The organism is Carnobacterium sp. FSL W8-0810 (assembly GCF_038007125.1).
Classification (GTDB): Bacteria; Bacillota; Bacilli; order Lactobacillales; family Carnobacteriaceae; genus Carnobacterium_B; species Carnobacterium_B inhibens.
The window spans coordinates 1740349-1761249 of record NZ_JBBOWO010000001.1 but is presented as its reverse complement, the minus strand read 5'-3'; the positions used below and the strand labels follow the sequence as shown (position 1 = coordinate 1761249).

General features: G+C 35.1%; 24 protein-coding genes. 1 reads left to right on the top strand and 23 read right to left on the bottom strand.

Going from position 1 to position 20901, the window contains the following annotated elements:
* The 4 genes from yihA to NST49_RS08565 all read right to left on the bottom strand — a co-directional run bounded on the left by yihA (position 1) and on the right by NST49_RS08565 (position 4810).
* On the bottom strand, positions 1 to 588 hold the full coding sequence (gene yihA / locus NST49_RS08580; RefSeq protein WP_023178044.1) for a ribosome biogenesis GTP-binding protein YihA/YsxC: 588 nt from the start codon (positions 586 to 588) through the stop codon (positions 1 to 3).
* A gap of 357 nt (positions 589 to 945) precedes the next feature.
* Positions 946 to 2193 carry an ATP-dependent protease ATP-binding subunit ClpX gene (clpX, locus tag NST49_RS08575; RefSeq protein ID WP_341048072.1) on the bottom strand — a complete coding sequence of 416 codons (1248 nt, stop codon included), beginning with the start codon at positions 2191 to 2193 and terminating at the stop codon, positions 946 to 948.
* Between the two features lie 219 nt (positions 2194 to 2412).
* Positions 2413 to 3693 (bottom strand): trigger factor, encoded by a 1281-nt coding sequence (tig, locus tag NST49_RS08570; protein WP_023178046.1) that lies wholly within the window; start codon positions 3691 to 3693, stop codon positions 2413 to 2415.
* A 160-nt stretch (positions 3694 to 3853) separates the two neighbouring features.
* Positions 3854 to 4810 (bottom strand): hydrolase, encoded by a 957-nt coding sequence (locus NST49_RS08565; protein ID WP_341048070.1) that lies wholly within the window; start codon positions 4808 to 4810, stop codon positions 3854 to 3856.
* Positions 4811 to 5099: 289 nt separating this feature from the next.
* Between NST49_RS08565 and NST49_RS08560 the strand changes: the two genes are divergently transcribed.
* Positions 5100 to 5387: a hypothetical protein gene (locus NST49_RS08560; protein WP_341048068.1), complete on the top strand. Its 288-nt coding sequence runs from the start codon at positions 5100 to 5102 to the stop codon at positions 5385 to 5387.
* A gap of 63 nt (positions 5388 to 5450) precedes the next feature.
* Here the strand turns inward: NST49_RS08560 and NST49_RS08555 are convergent, their stop codons facing one another.
* The 19 genes from NST49_RS08555 to NST49_RS08465 all read right to left on the bottom strand — a co-directional run bounded on the left by NST49_RS08555 (position 5451) and on the right by NST49_RS08465 (position 20887).
* Positions 5451 to 6221 carry an acetyl-CoA carboxylase carboxyl transferase subunit alpha gene (locus tag NST49_RS08555; protein ID WP_034538600.1) on the bottom strand — a complete coding sequence of 257 codons (771 nt, stop codon included), beginning with the start codon at positions 6219 to 6221 and terminating at the stop codon, positions 5451 to 5453.
* A 53-nt stretch (positions 6222 to 6274) separates the two neighbouring features.
* Entirely contained in the window at positions 6275 to 7123 is an 849-nt protein-coding gene (accD, locus tag NST49_RS08550) for an acetyl-CoA carboxylase, carboxyltransferase subunit beta (RefSeq protein ID WP_034536744.1), read from the bottom strand.
* 61 nt (positions 7124 to 7184) lie between these two features.
* Complete coding sequence (locus NST49_RS08545; RefSeq protein WP_341048067.1) at positions 7185 to 8552, bottom strand: acetyl-CoA carboxylase biotin carboxylase subunit; 1368 nt, start codon at positions 8550 to 8552, stop codon at positions 7185 to 7187.
* A 4-nt stretch (positions 8553 to 8556) separates the two neighbouring features.
* Entirely contained in the window at positions 8557 to 8979 is a 423-nt protein-coding gene (gene fabZ / locus NST49_RS08540; protein WP_176944148.1) for a 3-hydroxyacyl-ACP dehydratase FabZ, read from the bottom strand.
* A gap of 21 nt (positions 8980 to 9000) precedes the next feature.
* Positions 9001 to 9489, bottom strand: coding sequence for an acetyl-CoA carboxylase biotin carboxyl carrier protein (gene accB, locus NST49_RS08535; RefSeq protein WP_023178053.1), 489 nt, complete (start codon positions 9487 to 9489; stop codon positions 9001 to 9003).
* Positions 9490 to 9491: 2 nt separating this feature from the next.
* Entirely contained in the window at positions 9492 to 10733 is a 1242-nt protein-coding gene (fabF, locus tag NST49_RS08530; protein WP_341048065.1) for a beta-ketoacyl-ACP synthase II, read from the bottom strand.
* Positions 10734 to 10748: 15 nt separating this feature from the next.
* Positions 10749 to 11486 (bottom strand): 3-oxoacyl-[acyl-carrier-protein] reductase, encoded by a 738-nt coding sequence (gene fabG / locus NST49_RS08525; RefSeq protein ID WP_023178055.1) that lies wholly within the window; start codon positions 11484 to 11486, stop codon positions 10749 to 10751.
* A 21-nt stretch (positions 11487 to 11507) separates the two neighbouring features.
* Entirely contained in the window at positions 11508 to 12452 is a 945-nt protein-coding gene (gene fabD / locus NST49_RS08520) for an ACP S-malonyltransferase (RefSeq protein ID WP_187948620.1), read from the bottom strand.
* Positions 12453 to 12610: 158 nt separating this feature from the next.
* Positions 12611 to 13570, bottom strand: coding sequence for an enoyl-[acyl-carrier-protein] reductase FabK (gene fabK, locus NST49_RS08515; RefSeq protein WP_034536756.1), 960 nt, complete (start codon positions 13568 to 13570; stop codon positions 12611 to 12613).
* 25 nt (positions 13571 to 13595) lie between these two features.
* Positions 13596 to 13826, bottom strand: a complete 231-nt coding sequence (locus NST49_RS08510; protein ID WP_034536759.1) for an acyl carrier protein — start codon at positions 13824 to 13826, stop codon at positions 13596 to 13598.
* Between the two features lie 72 nt (positions 13827 to 13898).
* Positions 13899 to 14873 carry a beta-ketoacyl-ACP synthase III gene (locus tag NST49_RS08505; protein ID WP_341048061.1) on the bottom strand — a complete coding sequence of 325 codons (975 nt, stop codon included), beginning with the start codon at positions 14871 to 14873 and terminating at the stop codon, positions 13899 to 13901.
* A 17-nt stretch (positions 14874 to 14890) separates the two neighbouring features.
* Positions 14891 to 15340, bottom strand: coding sequence for a fatty acid biosynthesis transcriptional regulator FabT (fabT, locus tag NST49_RS08500; protein ID WP_023178060.1), 450 nt, complete (start codon positions 15338 to 15340; stop codon positions 14891 to 14893).
* A 275-nt stretch (positions 15341 to 15615) separates the two neighbouring features.
* On the bottom strand, positions 15616 to 15960 hold the full coding sequence (locus NST49_RS08495; protein ID WP_023178061.1) for a DUF2187 family protein: 345 nt from the start codon (positions 15958 to 15960) through the stop codon (positions 15616 to 15618).
* A gap of 154 nt (positions 15961 to 16114) precedes the next feature.
* Complete coding sequence (locus NST49_RS08490; RefSeq protein ID WP_023178063.1) at positions 16115 to 16552, bottom strand: MarR family winged helix-turn-helix transcriptional regulator; 438 nt, start codon at positions 16550 to 16552, stop codon at positions 16115 to 16117.
* An 890-nt stretch (positions 16553 to 17442) separates the two neighbouring features.
* A complete protein-coding gene (locus NST49_RS08485; protein ID WP_034536764.1) occupies positions 17443 to 18009 on the bottom strand; it encodes an NADPH-dependent FMN reductase in 567 nt (188 codons plus the stop codon).
* A 190-nt stretch (positions 18010 to 18199) separates the two neighbouring features.
* Positions 18200 to 18757, bottom strand: a complete 558-nt coding sequence (locus NST49_RS08480; RefSeq protein ID WP_034536766.1) for an AAA family ATPase — start codon at positions 18755 to 18757, stop codon at positions 18200 to 18202.
* A gap of 32 nt (positions 18758 to 18789) precedes the next feature.
* Complete coding sequence (locus NST49_RS08475; RefSeq protein ID WP_251165977.1) at positions 18790 to 19467, bottom strand: CBS domain-containing protein; 678 nt, start codon at positions 19465 to 19467, stop codon at positions 18790 to 18792.
* Positions 19468 to 19488: 21 nt separating this feature from the next.
* Positions 19489 to 20043 carry a CDP-alcohol phosphatidyltransferase family protein gene (locus NST49_RS08470; RefSeq protein WP_251165976.1) on the bottom strand — a complete coding sequence of 185 codons (555 nt, stop codon included), beginning with the start codon at positions 20041 to 20043 and terminating at the stop codon, positions 19489 to 19491.
* Positions 20044 to 20230: 187 nt separating this feature from the next.
* Positions 20231 to 20887 carry a lipoprotein gene (locus NST49_RS08465; RefSeq protein WP_341048056.1) on the bottom strand — a complete coding sequence of 219 codons (657 nt, stop codon included), beginning with the start codon at positions 20885 to 20887 and terminating at the stop codon, positions 20231 to 20233.
* Positions 20888 to 20901: the final 14 nt, after the last annotated feature.

Below are 20901 nucleotides of genomic sequence, written 5' to 3'. Positions count from 1 at the left end.
TTAGTTTTTAATGTAAGACTCAATCAATTTCCATGCTTGTTCTTTTCCTTCGCCAGTTTCGGAAGAAAAAAGAACGAAATCATCTTCTTCTCTTAAATTCAACTTATCTTTTACAATTTTTATGTGTTTATTCCATTTACCTCGTGGGATTTTATCTGCTTTTGTAGCAATAACAATTACAGGAATAGAATGATATTTTAAAAACTCATACATTTGTACATCATCTTCTGTTGGCGGATGTCTTAGATCTACTACAGAAAGAGCTACTTTTAATGTTTCTCTTTGAGTAAAATACGTTTCAAGCATTTGACCCCATTTTGCGCGTTCAGTTTTTGATACCTTAGCATAACCGTATCCTGGAACATCTACAAAATAAAAAGTATCTTCGATAATGTAATAATTTAACGTTTGTGTTTTTCCTGGTTTTCCTGAAGTTCTAGCTAGTCCGTTTCGATTGATCATCGTATTGATAAAAGATGATTTCCCTACATTTGAGCGTCCTGCTAAAGCTATCTCAGGGAGTCCAGTACTTGGATATTGAGCAGGCGAAACCGCACTGATCACAATATCAGCTTTATTTACTTTCATACTTTAATCTCCATCTCTAATTATAAATTCTTTTACCATTCTAACATATTAAAGCAACCAATAACATTCCAATTTTAAAACCTTCTTTAGTTTATTCTTAAGGTCTAATGAAACTATTACATAATTATTACTCAAATAAGCTAAAAAGAGAGTTAAAGCCGCAAGAGCTAGGGCAACTGGAACGAATAAGCGCAGTATGGTCATCGACCATCGAGCATTGAATAAATGCACTTAGGCGTTAGGTCTGCTTTTTGGAGCACGTTTTAGAATAAATATTCGTATAAAAAGAAGAGGCTGGGATTTTTGTCCCAGCCTCCTATCGTTTACTTATTCTATTAAGACTATTGTTATCTCACTCTAGCTGATTTTATTACCTTTAGTATCAAAGAATTCTGGTAACCCTAAGCCGCTTACGGTTTCTTTTGTAATCAAGCACTTAGCGATCTCTGGACGGCTTGGCAAATCAAACATGATTTCTAACATAATAGATTCTATGATAGAACGTAATCCACGTGCACCAGTATTGCGTTCTATTGCTTTCTTTGCAATCTCTGTTAAAGATTCATCTTCAAATTCTAATTCAACTTCATCTAATGCTAATAATTTTTTGTATTGTTTTACAAGAGCATTTTTAGGTTTCGTTAAAATATGAACCAAATCATCTTCAGTTAATTTTTCTAAAGCAGCCATAACCGGAAGACGTCCGATGAATTCTGGGATCAATCCAAATTTCAATAAGTCTTCAGGAATGATTTGTTGCATAATGCTTTGGCCTTCTTCTATTTTTTTCTTAGCAGAACCAAAACCAATGACTTTTTCGCCCATACGATTCTTAACGATCGTTTCGATTCCATCAAAAGCTCCACCAACGATAAAAAGAATATTGCTTGTATCTAATTGGATAAATTCTTGATGTGGGTGCTTTCTTCCACCTTGTGGAGGAACATTAGCAACAGTACCTTCTAAAATCTTAAGCAAGGCTTGTTGAACCCCTTCTCCACTAACATCACGTGTAATGGAAACATTCTCACCTTTGCGAGCGATTTTATCGATCTCATCGATATAAATAATTCCTTTTTGAGCACGTTCTACATCGTAATCAGCTGCTTGCATTAGTTTTAGAAGGATATTTTCAACATCTTCTCCAACATATCCAGCTTCTGTTAAGCTTGTAGCGTCAGCAATAGCAAATGGAACATTTAGAATACGAGCCAAACTTTGAGCAAGGAACGTTTTCCCAGATCCTGTTGGTCCAATTAAACAAATATTACTTTTTTGCAATTCGACACCGTCTTTTTCTTCGCCACCAATTTGATTTACACGTTTATAATGGTTATATACGGCTACAGATAAAGATTTTTTAGCTTGTTCTTGTCCAATGACGTAATCATTTAAGATGCCTCTAATTTCTTGAGGTTTAGGCACTTCTAAAAACTCGCCATATCCCGCATCACTAAATTCTTCGTCAATAATCTCTTTACATAAATCGATACATTCATTACATATATATACACCTGGACCAGCAACAATTTTTTTCACTTGGTCTTGAGACTTGCCGCAAAAAGAGCAGCTCACAGGTCCTTTTGTTTCTTCATCATTAAACATTCCTGTCCACCTCTATTCTCATTCGTACCACTTATAATAGTAGCAGATTTGCCGCTCATATTACAATGAGAATCGTTCAAATCTTAAATAGCATAGCATAATTTATGCTCTAAAGCTAGAATTTAAACCGCTTCTCATTTAGCCAAAAAAGGACTCCAAAAAGAATAACTTTTGAAGTCCTTTTTTGTTTGTTTTAATTTATGCTTAACAAATCAGCAATTATTGTTCTTTAGCTGTTTCAGTAATTAGATCAATTGCTTTTTTCATTGAAATGTCATGTTTCAACATTTCTGGAGTCAATGCAGCACGAACAGCTTTTTCGTCCATACCATATTGTTCTGCTAAGTTTTTGATTTCTTCATTAACTTCATCTTCAGAAGTTTCAAAAGATTCAGCTTCAACGATAGCTTCAAGAACTAAGTTTGTACGTGTTCTTAAGTCAGCATCAGCTTCCATTTGTTTGTGTAAGTCTTGTTCTGTTGTACCAGTAATTTGGTAGTACATTTCAGGAGAAACACCTTGACGTTGCATATCATTTAAGAATACATCCATTTGACGGTGAACTTCGTCGTGAACCATTGCCCATGGAAGATCTTCGATTTTAGCATTATCTACCGCTTGACGGATAGCTGCTTCTTCAACCGCTTCTTCAGCAGATGCAACTTTAGCATCTGTTAATTGAGTTTTGATTTTTTCTTTTAATTCAGCTAATGTTTCAACTTCTTCATCAACGTCTTTAGCGAATTCATCATCTAATGCTGGTAATTCTTTAGCTTTAACTTCGTGTACTTTTACTTTAAATGTAACAGCAGCACCTTTTAAGTCTTCAGCATGGTAATCTTCAGGGAAAGTTAAATCAACGTCTAATTCATCTTCAGCTTTAACGCCAACAAGTTTTTCTTCGAAACCTGGGATGAATGAGTTTGAACCTAATTCTAATGAATGGTTTTCGCCTTTTCCGCCTTCGAAAGCAACGCCATCTTTAAATCCTTCATAATCGATAACAACTGTGTCGCCTTCAACTGCAGCATCTTCTTTCAATACTAATTCAGCTTGTGCAGCACGTTTTTCTTCAATATTTTTTTCAACATCTTCATCTGTTACTTCACGGTCTTGTTTTTCAACTGTTAAGCCTTTGTATTCCCCTAGTTCAACTTCAGGTTTTACAGTAACTTCAGCTTCAATAACCCAAGCTTCGCCTTTTTCCATAGATTTAACGTCAATTTTTGGTTGAGCAACTGGATCGATTCCAGCTTCTACTACTGCAGCGTCATATGCTTCAGGTAATACAGCATTCAATGCATCTTCATATAAAGCTTCTTCACCAAATTGTTTGTTGAAAATAGCACGAGGAACTTTTCCTTTACGGAATCCTGGTACGCTTAGTGTAGATTTCACTTTGTTAAAAGCAGTATCTAAACCTTCTTTAATTTTTTCTTCTGAAATTTCAAATGTTAAGACACCATCATTTGTGCCTTTTTTTTCCCAATTAGCAGTCATGTTATATTTCCCTCCGAAACACTCTATTTTTCGCAATAAAAAAGCAATTGCATACTAATTAATAGTACACTAAAGGCATAAATTTGTAAATAAAAACAACGAATTAAAGGTAAAACAGATTGTCTTTCACTTCATTTTATATTAAGTAACGAATGAACATTTAAGTTAGATCAATCAATTCTTGTTCAACTTTTTGCATCCATCGATTCATTTCATTGGTCTCATAATCAGATTCTTCTATCTGATTGGATTCACTATAACGTTTTTGATAAAGACCAACCCACTCTGTTGGAGAAGTGATAACTTCTTCAATAAAAGGATATAACATAAAGAAATGAAGCGAAACTTCTTGTACCATTGCTTGATATAATGAAGGATTTGTTTGTTCAATGCGTTCAGATAGCAAAAACATGACTTCTTGAACAATTTTATGCTTCTTAATAGAAGTAAGGGTGCAAGGTTGGATAGATCTTTTTTCTTTCATCCAATAAATATCGAAAGACCCCTGTACTTTCTCAAACGCTAAACGTTCGATAGCAGTTGCTTTAACGATCCCGTTTACATATGGATTTGCCAATATGGGTCTTACTGCTTCTATGAATAGTTCTAATGGAATTTCTTCTAGTTCTTTCATAATAGCCGATTGCTTAGCAAAACTTTTGTCGCCTAAGGAATAAGACTCTTTTAAAAGATATTGAATCCTTTGTTGTTTTTCTAATTCAATTTTAGCTTGTTCTTCTTCTAACAACGATTGAACAGCTGTCCAATTTGCTTCAGATGTATCTGTTTGTGGATATTTCTTCTTGCGGAACAATAAAGCTTGCTCAGCCTGAAGAAATAGATGGCACTTTATCAAAATTGCGGTATAAAAAAGGGCTAACGATTCTTCACTTTCATAAAAAGAGTATTTATCATCTGCAATCTCTTTAGCTTTTTCATACTCCCCAATTTGGTATAAAGCAGTTGTATAATTTGTATTAAGCAACTCATCTTGTTCCAATCGGTAAGCTTCCTCAAAAAACGGAATGGAGTCTTCCATTCTACCGGATAGAAAACATTCCATCGCTTCTTTTTTGTACCACTCATAATTTTTTGGAAAGGGTACTGTTTCTCCCATGGTGTCACTCTCCTGCATTCATGTCGTTCAACGTTAACTAGTCCATTCTTTTTTTGTGCTCGGTATCTATTTTAGCATACATTTATTTATTAAAGTCTATCAAAATAGAGAATACGCTTTCCTTTTTAACTTAAAGAAGATTCAAAACTAAAAAATTAATTTATACAATAAACGGCATAAATAATCACGATTCAAAAAAAATTTTGCATTAGATTATACAAACATATGGTAAACTATTTTTGTTATGTTTAATTTAAAACAATCGTTGACTATTTAAGGAGGATCCGTAATGAACCAAGGTTATGTAAAAGATCTTACAACTGAAGAACAAACTGAATTACAATCTATAGCAAATATTATTTTTGTGGAAACTATAGCCAATGGTTTCTATGAATTAAAAAAAGTAACTGCCGCTTTGCCGGACAAATTTCCATTGGGCCGGATCTATTCTAGAGAAATGTTAGGAGCGCTACTTTTAGATGCACATCGCTATAATATTTTAATTGAAACAAATGACAGCAAATATCTTTATCAATCTTCTACAGTTAAGATACCTGAAATCAATTTACCTAAATAAAAAAAGATAGGAAAGCTTTAGATGTAAAAAATCTAGCTGCTTTTCTATCTTTTTTAATAACATTTAGAATTTTCTAAAGCGTTGATAGCGTTCTTCAACAAGTTGTTCAGGTGTTTTTTTTGAGAGTTCTTTTATTGTCGAACCGATATTTTTTTTCAACTCTTCCAAGATGTGCTCATGAGAGAGTAATCCTTCTGAATTTGTTTCTGGTAGGATGTAATCAATCACATCAAGCCCAAATAAATCTTGCGCAGTTAATTTCATCAGTTCTGCGGCTTCTTTCGCTCTCGAAGCATCTTTCCACAAAATAGAAGAAAAACCTTCAGGTGAAAGAACAGAATACATGGTGTGTTCCATCATCCAGACTTGGTTTCCCATAGCTAAAGCTAATGCTCCACCACTACCGCCTTCTCCTATAATGATAGAAAGAATAGGTACTTTTAACTTGCTCATTTCTATTAGGTTGCGTGCAATAGCTTCACCTTGTCCTCTATTTTCAGCCTCTACGCCACAATAAGCACCAGAAGTATTGACAAAGGTTATTACAGGCCTATGAAATTTTTCTGCTTGTTTCATTAAACGCAATGCTTTTCGGTACCCTTCTGGATGAGGAGAACCAAAATTACGAAGAACATTTTCTTGTACTTCGTGTCCTTTTTGATTCCCTATAACCGTTACAGGTTGTCCATTTAAGGTTGCTATTCCACCTACAATAGCTTTGTCATCATGAAAAGATCGATCGCCATGGAATTCAATAAAACCGTCAAAAACAGATTCCATTATTTCTAAAGTTGATAATCGTGATGTTTTTCTTGATAAAGCAACGATTTCCATAGCTTCTTTCAACTTGTTCACCTTCTTTATAAAAATACTTACCTGCCTGTTTTTTACTGATGAATGCGTAAGATATGACTCAGTGTCTGTTTCAATTCTTTTCTTGAAACGATCTTATCGATAAATCCATTTTCTAAAACAGACTCAGCAAGTTGAAAATCATCAGGCAACTTTTCATTAATAGTTTGTTCGATAACCCGTCTGCCTGCAAATCCAACTAAAGCTTGAGGTTCAGATAAGATAATATCCCCTTGCATGGCAAAACTGGCTGTTACACCACCAGTTGTTGGATCGGTTAATACGGTAATGTACAATAGACCAGCGTCACTATGACGAGCAACAGCTCCACTGATTTTAGCCATTTGCATAAGCGATAAAATACTTTCATGCATGCGAGCTCCACCTGAGGCAGTAAAAATAATGACAGGTAGTTTTTCTTCAATTGCTTTTTCAAATGTTCTGGTAATTTTTTCACCGACTACTTTTCCCATGCTTCCCATAATAAAATGAGAGTCCATCACACAAATAGCTGTTTCTAGTCCATCAATTAATCCTTTTCCAGTTAAAACAGCTTCATGAAGGTTTGTTTTCTTCTTAGCTTGTTCTATTTTTTTATCATAATCTGGAAAGTTCAAAGGATTTTCAAAAGGAATATCTTGATTCCATTCTTCAAAGCTGCCTTCATCAACCGTTAATTCAATCCGCTTTTGTGCTCGTATTCTAAATGAATAGCCGCATTGAGGACAGATTTTTTCCGCTCCTAAATCTTTGGTATAAATAGCCTTTTTACAACTTGGACATTGTGCAAACATGCCATCTGGTACCATAGGGGCATCATTTTCTTCATTAATATGTGTGTGTTTGGTAATGGGTATATACGCTCTTTTTTTAAATAACTGCACCTTGTCACCTCTTTTATTTGCGGCTTTTTTAGTGAGATGTTTTTGTTAATCCAAAACAAACTTATTCAACACGTGGTTTCCATTCTTTAAGAAAAACATCTTGTAAAAAGCTTGTATCGTATTCACCATTAACAAATCGTTTATCCATTAATAAATCTTCTTGGAAAAATTGATTGCTAATGATACCATCAATAACCATTTCACCTAAAGCACGCTGCATTTTAGCGATTGCTTCAGCACGATTAGTGCCTTTTGTAATAATCTTCGCAATCATCGCATCATAATAAGGCGGAATATCCGCTCCAGCAAACATCGCACTATCTACTCGTAATCCATTTCCTCCGCTAGGCATCAATAAATAATTAATGGTTCCAGGTGAAGGCGCAAAATTAAAAGCAGGATTTTCAGCGTTTATTCGGCATTCGATCGTGTGTCCAGTTAAACGAACATCACTTTGTTTAATAGATAACTTTTCTCCACTTGCAATTAACAATTGTTCTTTTACGATATCAAACTCCGTAGCCATCTCCGTTACTGGATGTTCAACTTGAATACGCGTATTCATTTCCATAAAATAAAACTGTCCATTTTGATCCAATAAAAATTCAATCGTACCTGCATTTTTATATCCAACATACTTTGCTGCACGTACGGCTGTTTCTCCAAGCGCTTTGCGTTGTTCTTCATTGATGGCAACTGAAGGAGATTCTTCAATAACTTTTTGGTTATTTCGTTGTAAAGAACAATCACGTTCTCCCAAATGGATAACATTTCCATAGTGATCACCTAGTAATTGTACTTCAATGTGTCGTGCATGTTCAATGATTTTTTCCATATACATTTGGTCATCGCCAAAAGCCGCTTTAGCTTCACTTTTGGCGCTGTTGAATGCAGCAACTAAATCGTCGCTTTTAAGAACTTTTCGCATTCCTTTTCCGCCTCCGCCAGCTGAGGCTTTAACCATGACTGGATAACCTAATTTATCTGCCAGTTGTTTAGCTTCATTAGTATCGGTAATAAAGCCTTCACTTCCCGGAATAACTGGTACGTTTGCTTCAATCATAAGAGCACGTGCATTCGCTTTATTTCCCATTTGATCAATAGTATCCGCATCTGGTCCTATGAAAGTAACATTCATTTCTTTACACATAGTGGCAAACGTACTATTTTCAGATAAGAAACCAAAACCTGGGTGAATAGCTTGTGCATTCGTCACAACGGCTGCACTTAAAATACTTTGCATATTCAAATAAGAATCTGTAGCTTTTGCCGGGCCAATACAAATGGCCTCATCAGCTAATTGCATATGCAACGCATCACGATCCGCTTCAGAATAAACAGCAACTGTTTTGATTCCCATCTCACGACAAGCTCGAATAATGCGAACAGCGATTTCTCCTCGATTGGCAATTAATATCTTATTAAACATAGGCTTATCTACCAATGATGAAAGTTAATTCAGCTTCACAAACTTTTTTTCCATCTACGTAAGCTACGCCTTTTCCGATACCAGCATAATCTTTTAATTTAACAATATCAACTTGTAACATTAATTGGTCACCAGGAACAACTTTTTTACGGAATTTCACCTTATTCATTCCACCTAAATAAGCTGTTTGCCCTTTAAAACGGTCTAGCGTCAATAAAGGAATCGATCCTGCTTGAGCTAAAGCCTCTAGAATGTATACTCCGGGCAATACGGGTTCTCCTGGGAAGTGACCTTGGAATACTTCTTCGTTGATTGTTACATTTTTAAGTGCTACAACATGTTCACCAGGAATCATTTCGTCTACACGATCAATAAAGTAGATTGGGTAGCGATTCGGGATCAATTCTTGAATTTCTTTAATATTCATTTTTGTCATTGGTGTTTCCTCCTAGGCAATTCTGAACAACGGTTGATTAAATTCAACGACTTGTTCATCTTCTATTAGTATTTCAGTAATCGTTCCATCTACTTCACTTTTAATTTCATTCATCAATTTCATGGCTTCTACAATACAAAGTGTTTCTCCAACCGTTACTTTATCGCCAACTTTTTTGAAGGCAGGTTGATCTGGTGAAGGCGAAGTGTAGATTACTCCCACAATTGGAGAGTGAACTAATGCACCATCGGCAACAGTTTCAGCAATTGGAGCTGAATTGGAAATTTCTTCGAAAACAGGAGAAGAAGTTTGTAGATTCTCTTTACGAACAGGTTCGTTAAATCTTGTATCTGAATCAGTAAGAACAGTTTGATTGCTGATTTGTTGGCTAGATGTATTTTTACTCATTCGTAAATTAACATTATCCATTTGCAAATCGAATTCAGTTAATTCTGATTTATTTACTAGATCTAGAATTTCCTTAACTTGATTGAAATCCATTATTACTGACCCTCCCATTTCTTAAAGCAGGTTACGGCATTGTGTCCGCCAAAACCTAAAGAATTGTTTAGTGTGTATTTAATATCTGCTTTACGTCCAACATTTGGAATGTAATCTAAATCGCACGCTTCATCCGGTACTTGAAGGCCAATAGTAGGTGGTAAAAATCCGTCTTGAAGAGCTTTCACACATGCTACTGCTTCAATTGCTCCTGCAGCACCTAATAAGTGTCCTGTCATACTTTTCGTACTTGAAATCGCAACGTTTTTAGCTTCATCACCAAATGCATATTTAATTGCCATTGTTTCAGCAGAATCGTTTGCTCCAGTACTTGTTCCATGAGCATTGATATAGCCCACATCAGCAGGTGTTATACCAGCTTCAGCCATTGCGTCTTGCATTGCACGACCTGCCCCACTACCATCTGGTGTTGGCGCAGTCATATGATAACCGTCACCTGTAGAACCGTAACCAACTATTTCAGCGTAGATTGTTGCTCCACGTTCTAATGCATGGTTTAGACTTTCAAGCATTAATACAGCTGCGCCTTCACCCATAACAAAACCAGTACGTTCTTTGTCGAAAGGAATTGAAGCACGGTCAGGATCTGTACTCGTTGATAGAGCCGTTAATGCAGCAAAACCAGAAATACCGATCTCATTGATCGTACCTTCTGCTCCTCCAGCAAGAATCACATCTGAATATCCATGTTTGATGTTACGGTATGCTTCACCAATAGAATTATTTCCAGAAGCACAAGCTGTTACGATAGACGTATTGATCCCTTTAGTTCCAATCGCAATTGAAATATTTCCAGCGGCCATATTTCCGATCGCCATTGGCACGAAGAAAGGTGCTACACGTTGAGGTCCTTTTGTGTTCATCTTAATGATTTGTTCTTGCATAGCATTCAATCCACCAATACCAGAACCAACGATGACACCAAAACGGTTCATGTCTGTTTTTTCACGATCAATGCCGCTTTCTTCTACAGCTTGAACAGCTGCTGCAACACCATATCTTGAAAATTCGTCCATTCGTTTTGAAATTTTACGTTGCATATAGTTTGTTGCATCAAAATCTTTCAATTCACCAGCAACAGTAATGCCAGTTTCAGTTGCATCAAATTTTGTAATAGGAGCAATACCGTTTTTTCCAGCTTTAAGCCCATCCCAAAATTCGTCTACTGTATTTCCTAAAGGCGTAACTGCACCCATTCCAGTAATAACTACACGATTCGTCATTGTTTTTCCTCCTTTTTAACCATTCATAACCATTCCGCCATCTACATTGATGACTTGACCTGTAATGTATTTATTTTCGCTTAAGAAAACTGCTGCTCTTGCAACATCTTCTACGTTACCTAAATGTTTCAAAGGTATCTGACTAACCGCTTGTTCTTTCATCTTATCAGATAACACATCTGTCATTTCTGTATCGATAAATCCTGGAGCAATCGCATTGACTGTTATACCTCTAGCAGCTAATTCTCTAGCTGCGGATTTTGTTAACCCAACAACACCAGCCTTACTAGCTGCATAGTTGGCTTGTCCGACGTTTCCAACAAGACCGACCACACTGGCCATATTAATAATAGTGCCACTTTTTTGTTTTAACATAACTTTAGATGCATGACGGATCGTATTAAAGGTTCCTTTTAGATTAACTGAAATCGTTTGATCAAAGTCTTCTTCCGACATCCGCATTAAAAGCATGTCATTTGTGATACCGGCATTGTTCACTAAGATATCGACGCTTCCAAAAACTTCTTTTGATTCTTCGATCAATTGTTTGGCAAAGTCAAAATCACTAACATCGCCTAAAATAGTGTGCGTTTTAACTCCGTAACCTTCTAATTCACTAATAAGCTCATCTGAAAAAGGTTTACGAGCATTTAAAATGATATTCGCACCAGCTTTTGCAAATTCTACAGCAACCGCTTTTCCAATACCTCTTGAACTCCCTGTGACAATAACCGTTTGATTTTTTAAAGTCATGTGCTCATTCCTTTTAATGTATTAGGCTAAAGCTTTTAGCTCTGCCAGTTTTTTTAATGTTTTTTTTAAAGTTTTTTCATTTTCAACATTTAAAGTGGTAACTGTTTTATCGATTTTTTTGATAAAACTACTTAATGTCTTTCCAGGACCAACTTCAATAAATGTATCCACACCTAAATCAACCATTGTTCGTACACTGTCTTCCCAATACACGGGAGACATCACTTGTTTGACCATCATATTTTTGATCTGTTCTTTGTCTTTGAACACCTCTGCAATTGTGTTGCTCACAACTGGTAATGAAGGTTCATTAACTGAAACAAATTTCAGTGCTTCTTCTAATTGAAGAGAAGCAGGTTCTAATAACTGTGTATGAAACGGTCCACTAACTTGCAATGGAACAACTCGTTTAGCTCCTCTTTCGAGTAAAAGCTCTCCTGCTTTTTCAACAGCCTCTTTGACACCTGCGATTGCAATCTGTCCAGGCATATTATAATTAGCTGGAGAAACGACACCTAATACACTAGCTTCATCACATGCTGCTTTAATTGTTTGACGATCTAATCCCATTACCGCACTCATAGCGCCTTCACCTAAAGGAACAGCATCTGTCATGTACTGTCCGCGTTTTTTAACTAATCTAACCGCATCTTTAAAAGAAAGAACATCAGCTTTAACAAATGCACTGTATTCACCTAAGCTCAAACCAGCTACAATATCAGGTTGAATCCCTTTTTCTTTTAGCAATGCATCAATAGCTAGGCTAACCGTTAAGATAGCAGGCTGAGTGTAGGTTGTTTGATGCAATAAGTCATTTTCTTCAAAACATAGTTTAGTCATATCTAAATCTAGAGACTCACCAGCTTGATTAAAAATGTCTCGGACCACACTGTAATTTTCATACAGTTCTTGTCCCATACCAAAGTATTGAGCTCCTTGTCCACTATACACAAAGGCTATTTTCATACACATTCAATCTCCTTTATACCGGTAATATGGCTATTAAAAAAACCATCCATTTAATAAACATAAATAAGAGAAATAATCGAAAAAATAACTAGAAAACCATTTGAAGCAAAAAGAACTCCTTTTAGCTTTCTAGTTATTTTTCACTTAAGTTCACCTTATTTTGACATTAGGTTGGCTTGTTCTGTAATTACTTCTTTGTATTCATGCATTAATTCTTGGATGATCTCATGACAACTTTGTTCTTTATAAACTAAACCGGCACTTTGGCCAGACATAAATGATCCAGTTTCTTTATCGCCATCTATGACAGCTCGTCTCAAAGCACCTTTTCCAAGTTCTTCTAAACGATTAAAATCTGGGTTTTCGTCACTTGTGATGTCTTTTTCAACTTTTAAGTATTGACGAGTTAGTTTGTTACGTAGGACACGTACTGGATGACCAGTAATCTGACCAGTAACTACAGTATCAATATCTTTTGCTTTTAATATGGCATCTTTGAAATTTTGATGAACAGTACTTTCGTGTGCAACAACAAAACGTGTTCCTAATTGGACAGCTGAAGCGCCTAACATAAACGCAGCTGCAACACCACGTCCATCAGCAATACCTCCTGCAGCAATAACGGGAACAGAAACAGCATCGACAACTTGCGGCACTAAGTTCATAGTGGTCGTTTTTCCGATGTGTCCTCCAGCTTCCATACCTTCACAAATAATCGCATCTGCGCCTTCATTTTCCATTCTTCGAGCTAATGCTACTGAAGCCACAACTGGAATAACGACTGTACCGACACTTTTAAATTGATTCATGTATCTTCCTGGACTACCCGCACCAGTAGTTACTACTTTTACTTTTTCTTCACAGACAACTTTTACAACATCATCTACGTTAGGAGATGTTAATAGAACGTTGATACCGAAAGGTTTATCTGTTAAACTTTTCGTTTCTCTAATCAGTTCTCGCACAATTTCACTTGAAGCATATCCACAAGCTAATATTCCTAGACCGCCAGCATTTGAAACTGCACTCACTAAACTAGGATTAGCAACCCAAGACATTGCGCCTTGTATAATTGGGTATTTGATTCCAAGTTTTTTAATTAATTCAGACTGCATACAGTACCTGCTTTCTTATGAGTGCTTATTTTTTAGCTAATTCAACTTCAACAAAAGTTACGATATCTTGAACAGTTGTTAAACCTTCTTCAGATTCAATTTTAATATCAAATTCGTCTTCAATATCATTGATGATTTGGAATAAGTCTAAGCTGTCTGCTTCTAGATCTTCACGGAAGTTTGTTTCTAATTGTACTTCTTCTTCCTCTTTGTCTAATTGTTCCACGATAATTGCTTGAATTTTTTCGAATGTCATTTTGTATTTCCTCCATTATAGTTGTTTTTTTTGCTTATTTTTTTAAGCCTAAGCGAAGCTGGTATAACCTCATTAAAGTTGAATGAGCATGGAGCCCCATGTGAGTCCTCCACCAAATCCAGTTAGAACGATTTTTTTCTTGCTGCCTAAAACTAACTCTCCGTTTGTTAAAAGTTCATCTAACAAAATCGGAATACTGGCAGCAGAAGTGTTTCCGTATTCGGCAATATTGGTTGCAAATTTTTCAACTGGAATTTTCAGTTTTTTTGCAATAGCCTTTAATATACGGTAATTGGCTTGATGTGCGACGATACAGTTAATTTCTTCTAACGTGCTGTTTGAAGATGCTATAACTGTTCGAATGCTTTCAGGGACACTACGAATGGCAAAATCAAAAATTGACCTTCCGTCCATTTGTAGATAACTATCTTTCATTTCATTTTCTATTTGAAAATTTGAAACGAATCGGCTGCCAGCTGTAAGCGATTCTCCACGACTTCCGTCAGAATGGATATCTTCTCCTAAAAAGCTGCTTTCAGTTTCTGATGCACCTAGCAAGACACCGCCAGCTCCATCACCAAACAAAACAGCAGTACTACGATCTTGCCAATCAATGATTTTTGACATGACCTCTCCGCCAAGAACTAATCCATAGTTAAACGAACCGCTTTGGATTAATTTTTCCGCAATCGATAATGCATAAATGAAACCAGAACATGCTGCATTTACATCAAAAGCCATTACAGGATTTGCTCCGATATAGTCTTGAACTAAACAAGCCGTTGAAGGACTTAATCCATCTGGGGTCATTGTAGCAACAATGATGAAATCAATTTCTTTAGCAGAAATCCCAGCCTTTTCAAGAATATCTAGTGCAGCTTTGCCACATAAAACGGAGGTGTTTTCACCTTCACTAATGCGTCGTGTTTTTATACCGGTACGTGTTCTGATCCATTCATCATTAGTATCCATCATTTTCTCTAACATAGCGTTGGAAACTTTTTTTGATGGAGTATAACTTCCAGCACCCATAATTTTAGCTTTCATTGTATCCAACCCTGTTCTTATAAGTTATTTTTCGTGCGGTCCAAGAAAACATGTAAATTTTGTAACCCTTTGATCAGCATTTCTGCTTCTTCTTTATTTAATCCCTCAAGTGTTTCTTTAACCATGTCTCGGTGAAATTTATTATGGAGACGATACAATAATCGACCTTTTTTCGTTAATCCTAACTTAACTACTCGACGATCATCATCGTTACGAATACGTTCAACATAACCTTTTTTGACTAAATTATTAACAGAAACCGTTAATGTTCCTACAGTCACCGAAAGTTTTTTTGAAACTTCCGTTGTCGTATGAACTCCATACATTCCAATAGCTTCAATCGTATGCATTTCTTTTATTGAGATATCTTTAAATGTGCTGCTTTGAAGAGCACCTTCTTCAATTGTCATAATTTCATTAAATATCGTTACTAAGTAAGAATTAATTTCAGGAATTAATTCGTCCACATCAACTCCTCCGTTCTTTCAAATTAACAAACAACTAATTAGTTTGACCATCAAATTGTTTGACCATCAAACTATATTATTTTTTATAGGAAGTGTCAAGAAAAAATATGCACTGTTTTTTGATTTTTTTATAATAATCCTTTTATATCAGTCTTTTCAATGCAAAAAAATATTTTGATTATCAAAGTAACTCTTAATTAGAAAACGTTTTCTTTTTTTGTATAAAAAAAGAGTTAAGACACTTTTATGTCTCAACTCTCTTTTTATATTTTCTATTAGTCAGCTTCAGCAGATATAAATTCTTCTATATCTTTAAAGTTAACTATAGTTTTACTTTCCATTATGTCTTTCATTTTGTCAGAAGACTTATCCCAATAGATTTCTACAACTGCACTATTATTCAATAACTTGATAATCGTTCCAGCCATTTTTTCGTCTCGGAATGAAAAAATAATTCTATCTCCTACATCTGGTCTAAATGAAGCTTTTATTTCGTCAATAATGACGATTGCTTCGTCATATGGTACGCCTAAAAGGGTCGCAATTCTTGATTTGCTGGCACCTTTTCGAAGTTCAACCTCCACTAAAGATTGAATTTCTTCGGTAATGATTTTCCCCATGTAAATCCCCTCATTTCTTTGGTTCTTATTTGAGCGTATTCCAGTGAATTCTTTTACTAAAGACCATTGTACCACATTTTGGCAATAAAATGAAGCACAAGAAAAACAGAACACATACATAGCTTATACTTCTGGAATGTGTGCATGTCTCTAATTAGTTAAATGAACTAGCATGATACCCTACTTTTTTTAATAATTCTGTTAATGTAGTCATTTCTTCTTGATTAAGGACATTGAACAACTCTGAAATCAATAGTTCATGTTTTGGAAAAGCTTCTTGCATAAACGCTGTCCCTTTTTCAGAGATGGAAATATTGGTTACACGTCTATCCGTAGCTGAAGGGCAACGTTTTATGAACCCCTTTTTTTCCAATTTATCTACGACATACGTAATACTGCTGCTGGCTAATAAAATTTTCTTACCAATATATTGGATAGGTTGATCGCCTTTATTGTATAAAAGTTCTAAAACTGAAAACTCTGTTGAATTTAGACCATATTTTATCATGTCTTTTTTCACAACATCTTGGACACTTGAAGAAGATTTTAATAATACCGTCAAAGTTTTTAATGCTTTAGTTGAATCCGTCATTGTATTTATCACCTTTCCTATTTACTTCTAAATTATCCTTAATTTACTTTTAAAAATAATATTCTTATTTCGAGATAAATATACCATTAAGAGCAGGTAACTGTCAATATTCAGAGATAAATATTCCTGCAAAAAAAAGAAAAACGTTCTCTTAATCAGAACGTTTTTCTTTAATCTTACAGCATGGTTCTAATAAATCTTTGATATCAGCTTCTATCTAGGCCGATCATTTCGATTTGCTCATTAGAACAACATGCTTACTGGATAGGTTCAAACATTTAGTAAATCTGATTGATTTTCTTTTTGATGGGCAATACTTTAACAATCAACTAAATGAATGAACTTGGACAAAGTAGCTTTACTCGGCTACCGTCCTGAAAGCTACTTTCACTAGCTTCCTAAAAGAGCACCATGCTCTCTTTCTTTGCATGTTCTCTTTACACTGTAAATATATCATGCAAGCGTTAACAAGTCAATAGAATTAGCTTAATTCACTCTACTAAAACAAAAAAGAGAGTCTCTCAATAAACAGAGACCCTCTTCCTCATTTTGTAGCTAGTTCCTTTATGATGTTCCTTTATTCTAACACTTTTTTTCTAATCTCTTGATTTACTAGATTGTCATTTTGCACATGAATTCTTTTTCCATCATGTGGGTTTTGGATACTTCAATCTTGACTTATTCTATTTTCAGGAACTTAGCCACGCTATGAAGTTGAGTTAATAGTACTAAAACTACTATTAACTTTAGAGTCGATTGTTACACTGACTCTAGCAAAGAAGACATTGTACCTTGTCCTTCTTTACACCATTATAATAACAACAAATCGCTAAAATTTCAATTTTAAAGATTGGAAATATGTTGTCTCATAAGTTAATTTAATTTTTAGTTTAACCCTTATTTCTTAATGGTTGTAATGTTGTCGACCATGCAACAACTTGATCTAACAACGTACTTACAGTAGCTGCGTGTAAGTCGGCTGGTTTGAATTCATTCATATTCACAAAATCTGTAAATAAAGACATTGCTGGGTGTGTACGGACATCTGCAACTTGCAATTCGGCTAAAACTACACGTAAAGCCTCAGCAGCTCTTACACCACCTGATGACCCATAACTTACGATACCTGCTGCTTTATTATTCCATTCTGGATAAAGATAATCGATTGCATTTTTTAAAGCTGAAGTTATACCATGATTGTATTCAGGAGTAATAAAAACATAGCCATCTAACTCAGCTATTTTTTTAGACCAAGGAATAGCCTCTGGGGTAACATAGTTTTGACTATATGCTGCTGAGATTGGTTCATTGTATAGTGGTAAATGGTATTCTGCAATGTCTACAATTTCGTATTCTGCGTCTCCACGTTTATCCGCTAACTCTTTTACCCATTGTGCTACTTGCAAGCTGTTACGTCCCGGACGTGTACTACCTGTAATTATTCCAATTTTTGTCATGTATTTCTTCCTCCTTCTGATTATCTAAAAATATGAATATATGATTGAGCAGCTAATGAAACCGTTCCATTAACTGACTTAAAATAAGTATAGTGCATACATTTTCAGGTTGCAACTAATTCAATTTCTAACCGTAACCTTGTTTTCTATCCATTCCATTTCCTTTTGTACGCTAGCTTTCCTTACTCTATTATAAATTAAATGTACTCGATATGATTTTTGCTGTTTCTTCAGCACTTAAATTGGTATTTGTTATTCTTGTATAATTTTCTTTTTTTATTTCACCTTCAAAGGAATTCAGTCTGTGTTCTTTCATCGTTGATTTCAGTTCGTTATCTGACCATTCAACGTTTCTCTTCGTCGGTTTATGTTTAAGACGGTTTGCACTTTTATTTCGATCAAGTCTTTCGCTAACATCCGCTTCAAGTTCGACCAAATAAGTCGTTGCGTCTTTAGATTCAAAAATTCCACAGATAGTATCTACAAAATCCCAGTCCGCTTGTTGATCAAATGCCCAAACATACGTAAATATTATTCCTTCTTGATCACTCTCTGATATGGCTTTAAAAATTTCCATTCTAAATAAGTCAGATAACTCCCACATCTTAGGACTAAAATTAAAAAATGGCTCAAGCAATTCGATTGTCATATGATTGTGAAAAAGTTTTAATCCAGATATTTTTTCTAATTCTTGACCTACAGTCATTTTTCCAACAGCTTGAGGGCCAAATATAAGTACAAACTTCATACATTTCCTCCCATACTAATTTCTATATTTGATTATAAATCTGAAGGTGTGATAATTCCCAAAGGAGATTCAGTTACTTTACCATTTTCTGTAATGAATAAGGCTTCTAGCCGACGATCATTTTTCATTAGATCTGCAGCAACTTCAACTGACATAGTTGTCTTAATAAATAAATAATTATTTCTATTTTTATCTTCTGCTACAATTTCTTCTATCAAAATATTTTTCATATTAAGGGGTTCATCTTTTACATGATTTGCCAACCAAACAGCGATTCCTTTTTCCGTTAGCAATCCTACGAGACCTTTATTTTTATAAATAGGGAAATGGGTGAATTTTTTTTCGTTGATCGTTTTTAGAACGTTAGTAAACAAATCACTAGAATTGAAATGGATGACATCTCTTTTGAATAAGGGATAAACTTTCTCAGGACTTTTTAGTTCTTCTTCAATTTGCTCGATATGTTTAACTACTTTAGCTGTCGGTTCAGCAATATAGGTGTTAGGAACTAACTTCTTGTGCACCATAACGTTTCTAAGATCGGCAAAAATCTGCAAATCATTTTTATATTTTTTTACCGCTGGATTACGGTATTCATTTTCATCTAGTAGTCGATAGAAAGGTTTTTTATGTTCATCTTCATTATCTAAAAAACTAAGATAGTTATGAATCCTATTGAAGCTTGCTATAAAACGTTCTGCATTATTCATTGTTCTCTCCTTTGAATAGCATTATTTCCGGTACATATTAAAGAACTCACGTCCATATAATACGAAGGATAACGTTAAGAAAAAGCCGGTAATGATCATTAAACTAATGGCTGCAGGCTGTCCAATTGAAGGAAACGCCACCATAAATGTCATACATGCATAAAAAGCAGCTGTAGATATTTTGCCAAACCATTTTGCTCCATCAAGTTTTTTACCTTGTCGATAGAGAAGAATGTCATTTATCGCCATGAAAAGTTCTTTTGCTACGAAAAGAGTAACAATGATCCACATTTTTTCATAGCGAAACATTAAACAAATGATAACAGCGACTTGAGTAAGTTTATCAGCAATAGGATCAAGCAGTTTTCCTACTTCTGTTATTTGATTAAATTTTCGCGCAATTATTCCGTCCAACAGATCTGTTAATCCCGAAAAAACAATAATCATACCAGATATAAGATAATCTCTCTCATCAGTTGCTGTAAGGTAGTGGACCATAAAAACAGGAATGAGCAGCAACCGTACATAAGATAAAATATTAGGGAGCGTAAAAAAATCTTTACCTCGTAATTTCAATTAACCTCACACCTCTCATCTAAGAATCTATCTAGTGGTTAAGTTAATCCTATCATTCTTACCACTACTTGGACTACTTTTATGTATTATTTTAAACCATTCTTGTAAAAAAAGACAACCTATTTACTGCTTTCATTCAGCGGCAAATAGATTGTCTTTTATCTGTTATCCATTTAAAAAAACTATTTTACTTCTCATCAAAATCGAATTCATCAATCGTATAAACCAAGTCTTCCATGTTTGAAGTGCTGAAGAAATTTTCTTCATTTTCTGGTGGGATATCCAAATAGATTGGCATTGCTGTGTCTGGTTCTAGAATACCAAAAGAGTCTTCGGTTAGGTTGTATTTAGCTTTGTCTAAAATAACGTCACCGTTTACAGTGCTAAAACTGATTGTAACATCAATATTAGTCATTGCTACATCCATTCTGTTTACGATAATAAAGATAGCTTGCATTGCACCTGTTTCACCTAGATACATGCCAGTAAAGTGAATGGCAACATCATTTTCAATACCGATTTCTTCTGATTCAGCCATTCTCATTTCTATTTCTTGCAATACCGAATCATTTTCTAATGTAAGATTTTGATCTAATTCCATTTTTTGCGGTACAAGTGGAATATCCATTTCTGTAGTTGTTGCACCTGAGTTGCTAGAATCTGTAATTGTTTCTTGTGTACTCATAATACTTGATGATTGAGAAGACATTTCTGAACTCATCATTTCACTTGATGCACTAGTTGAACTCACCTCAGTAGAGGAACTTGTCTCACTTTCTCCTCCCATCAAATCACAACCTGCCAATACAACAACTGCTCCTAAAAGCGTCAATATTTTCTTCATTTTAATCATCCTTC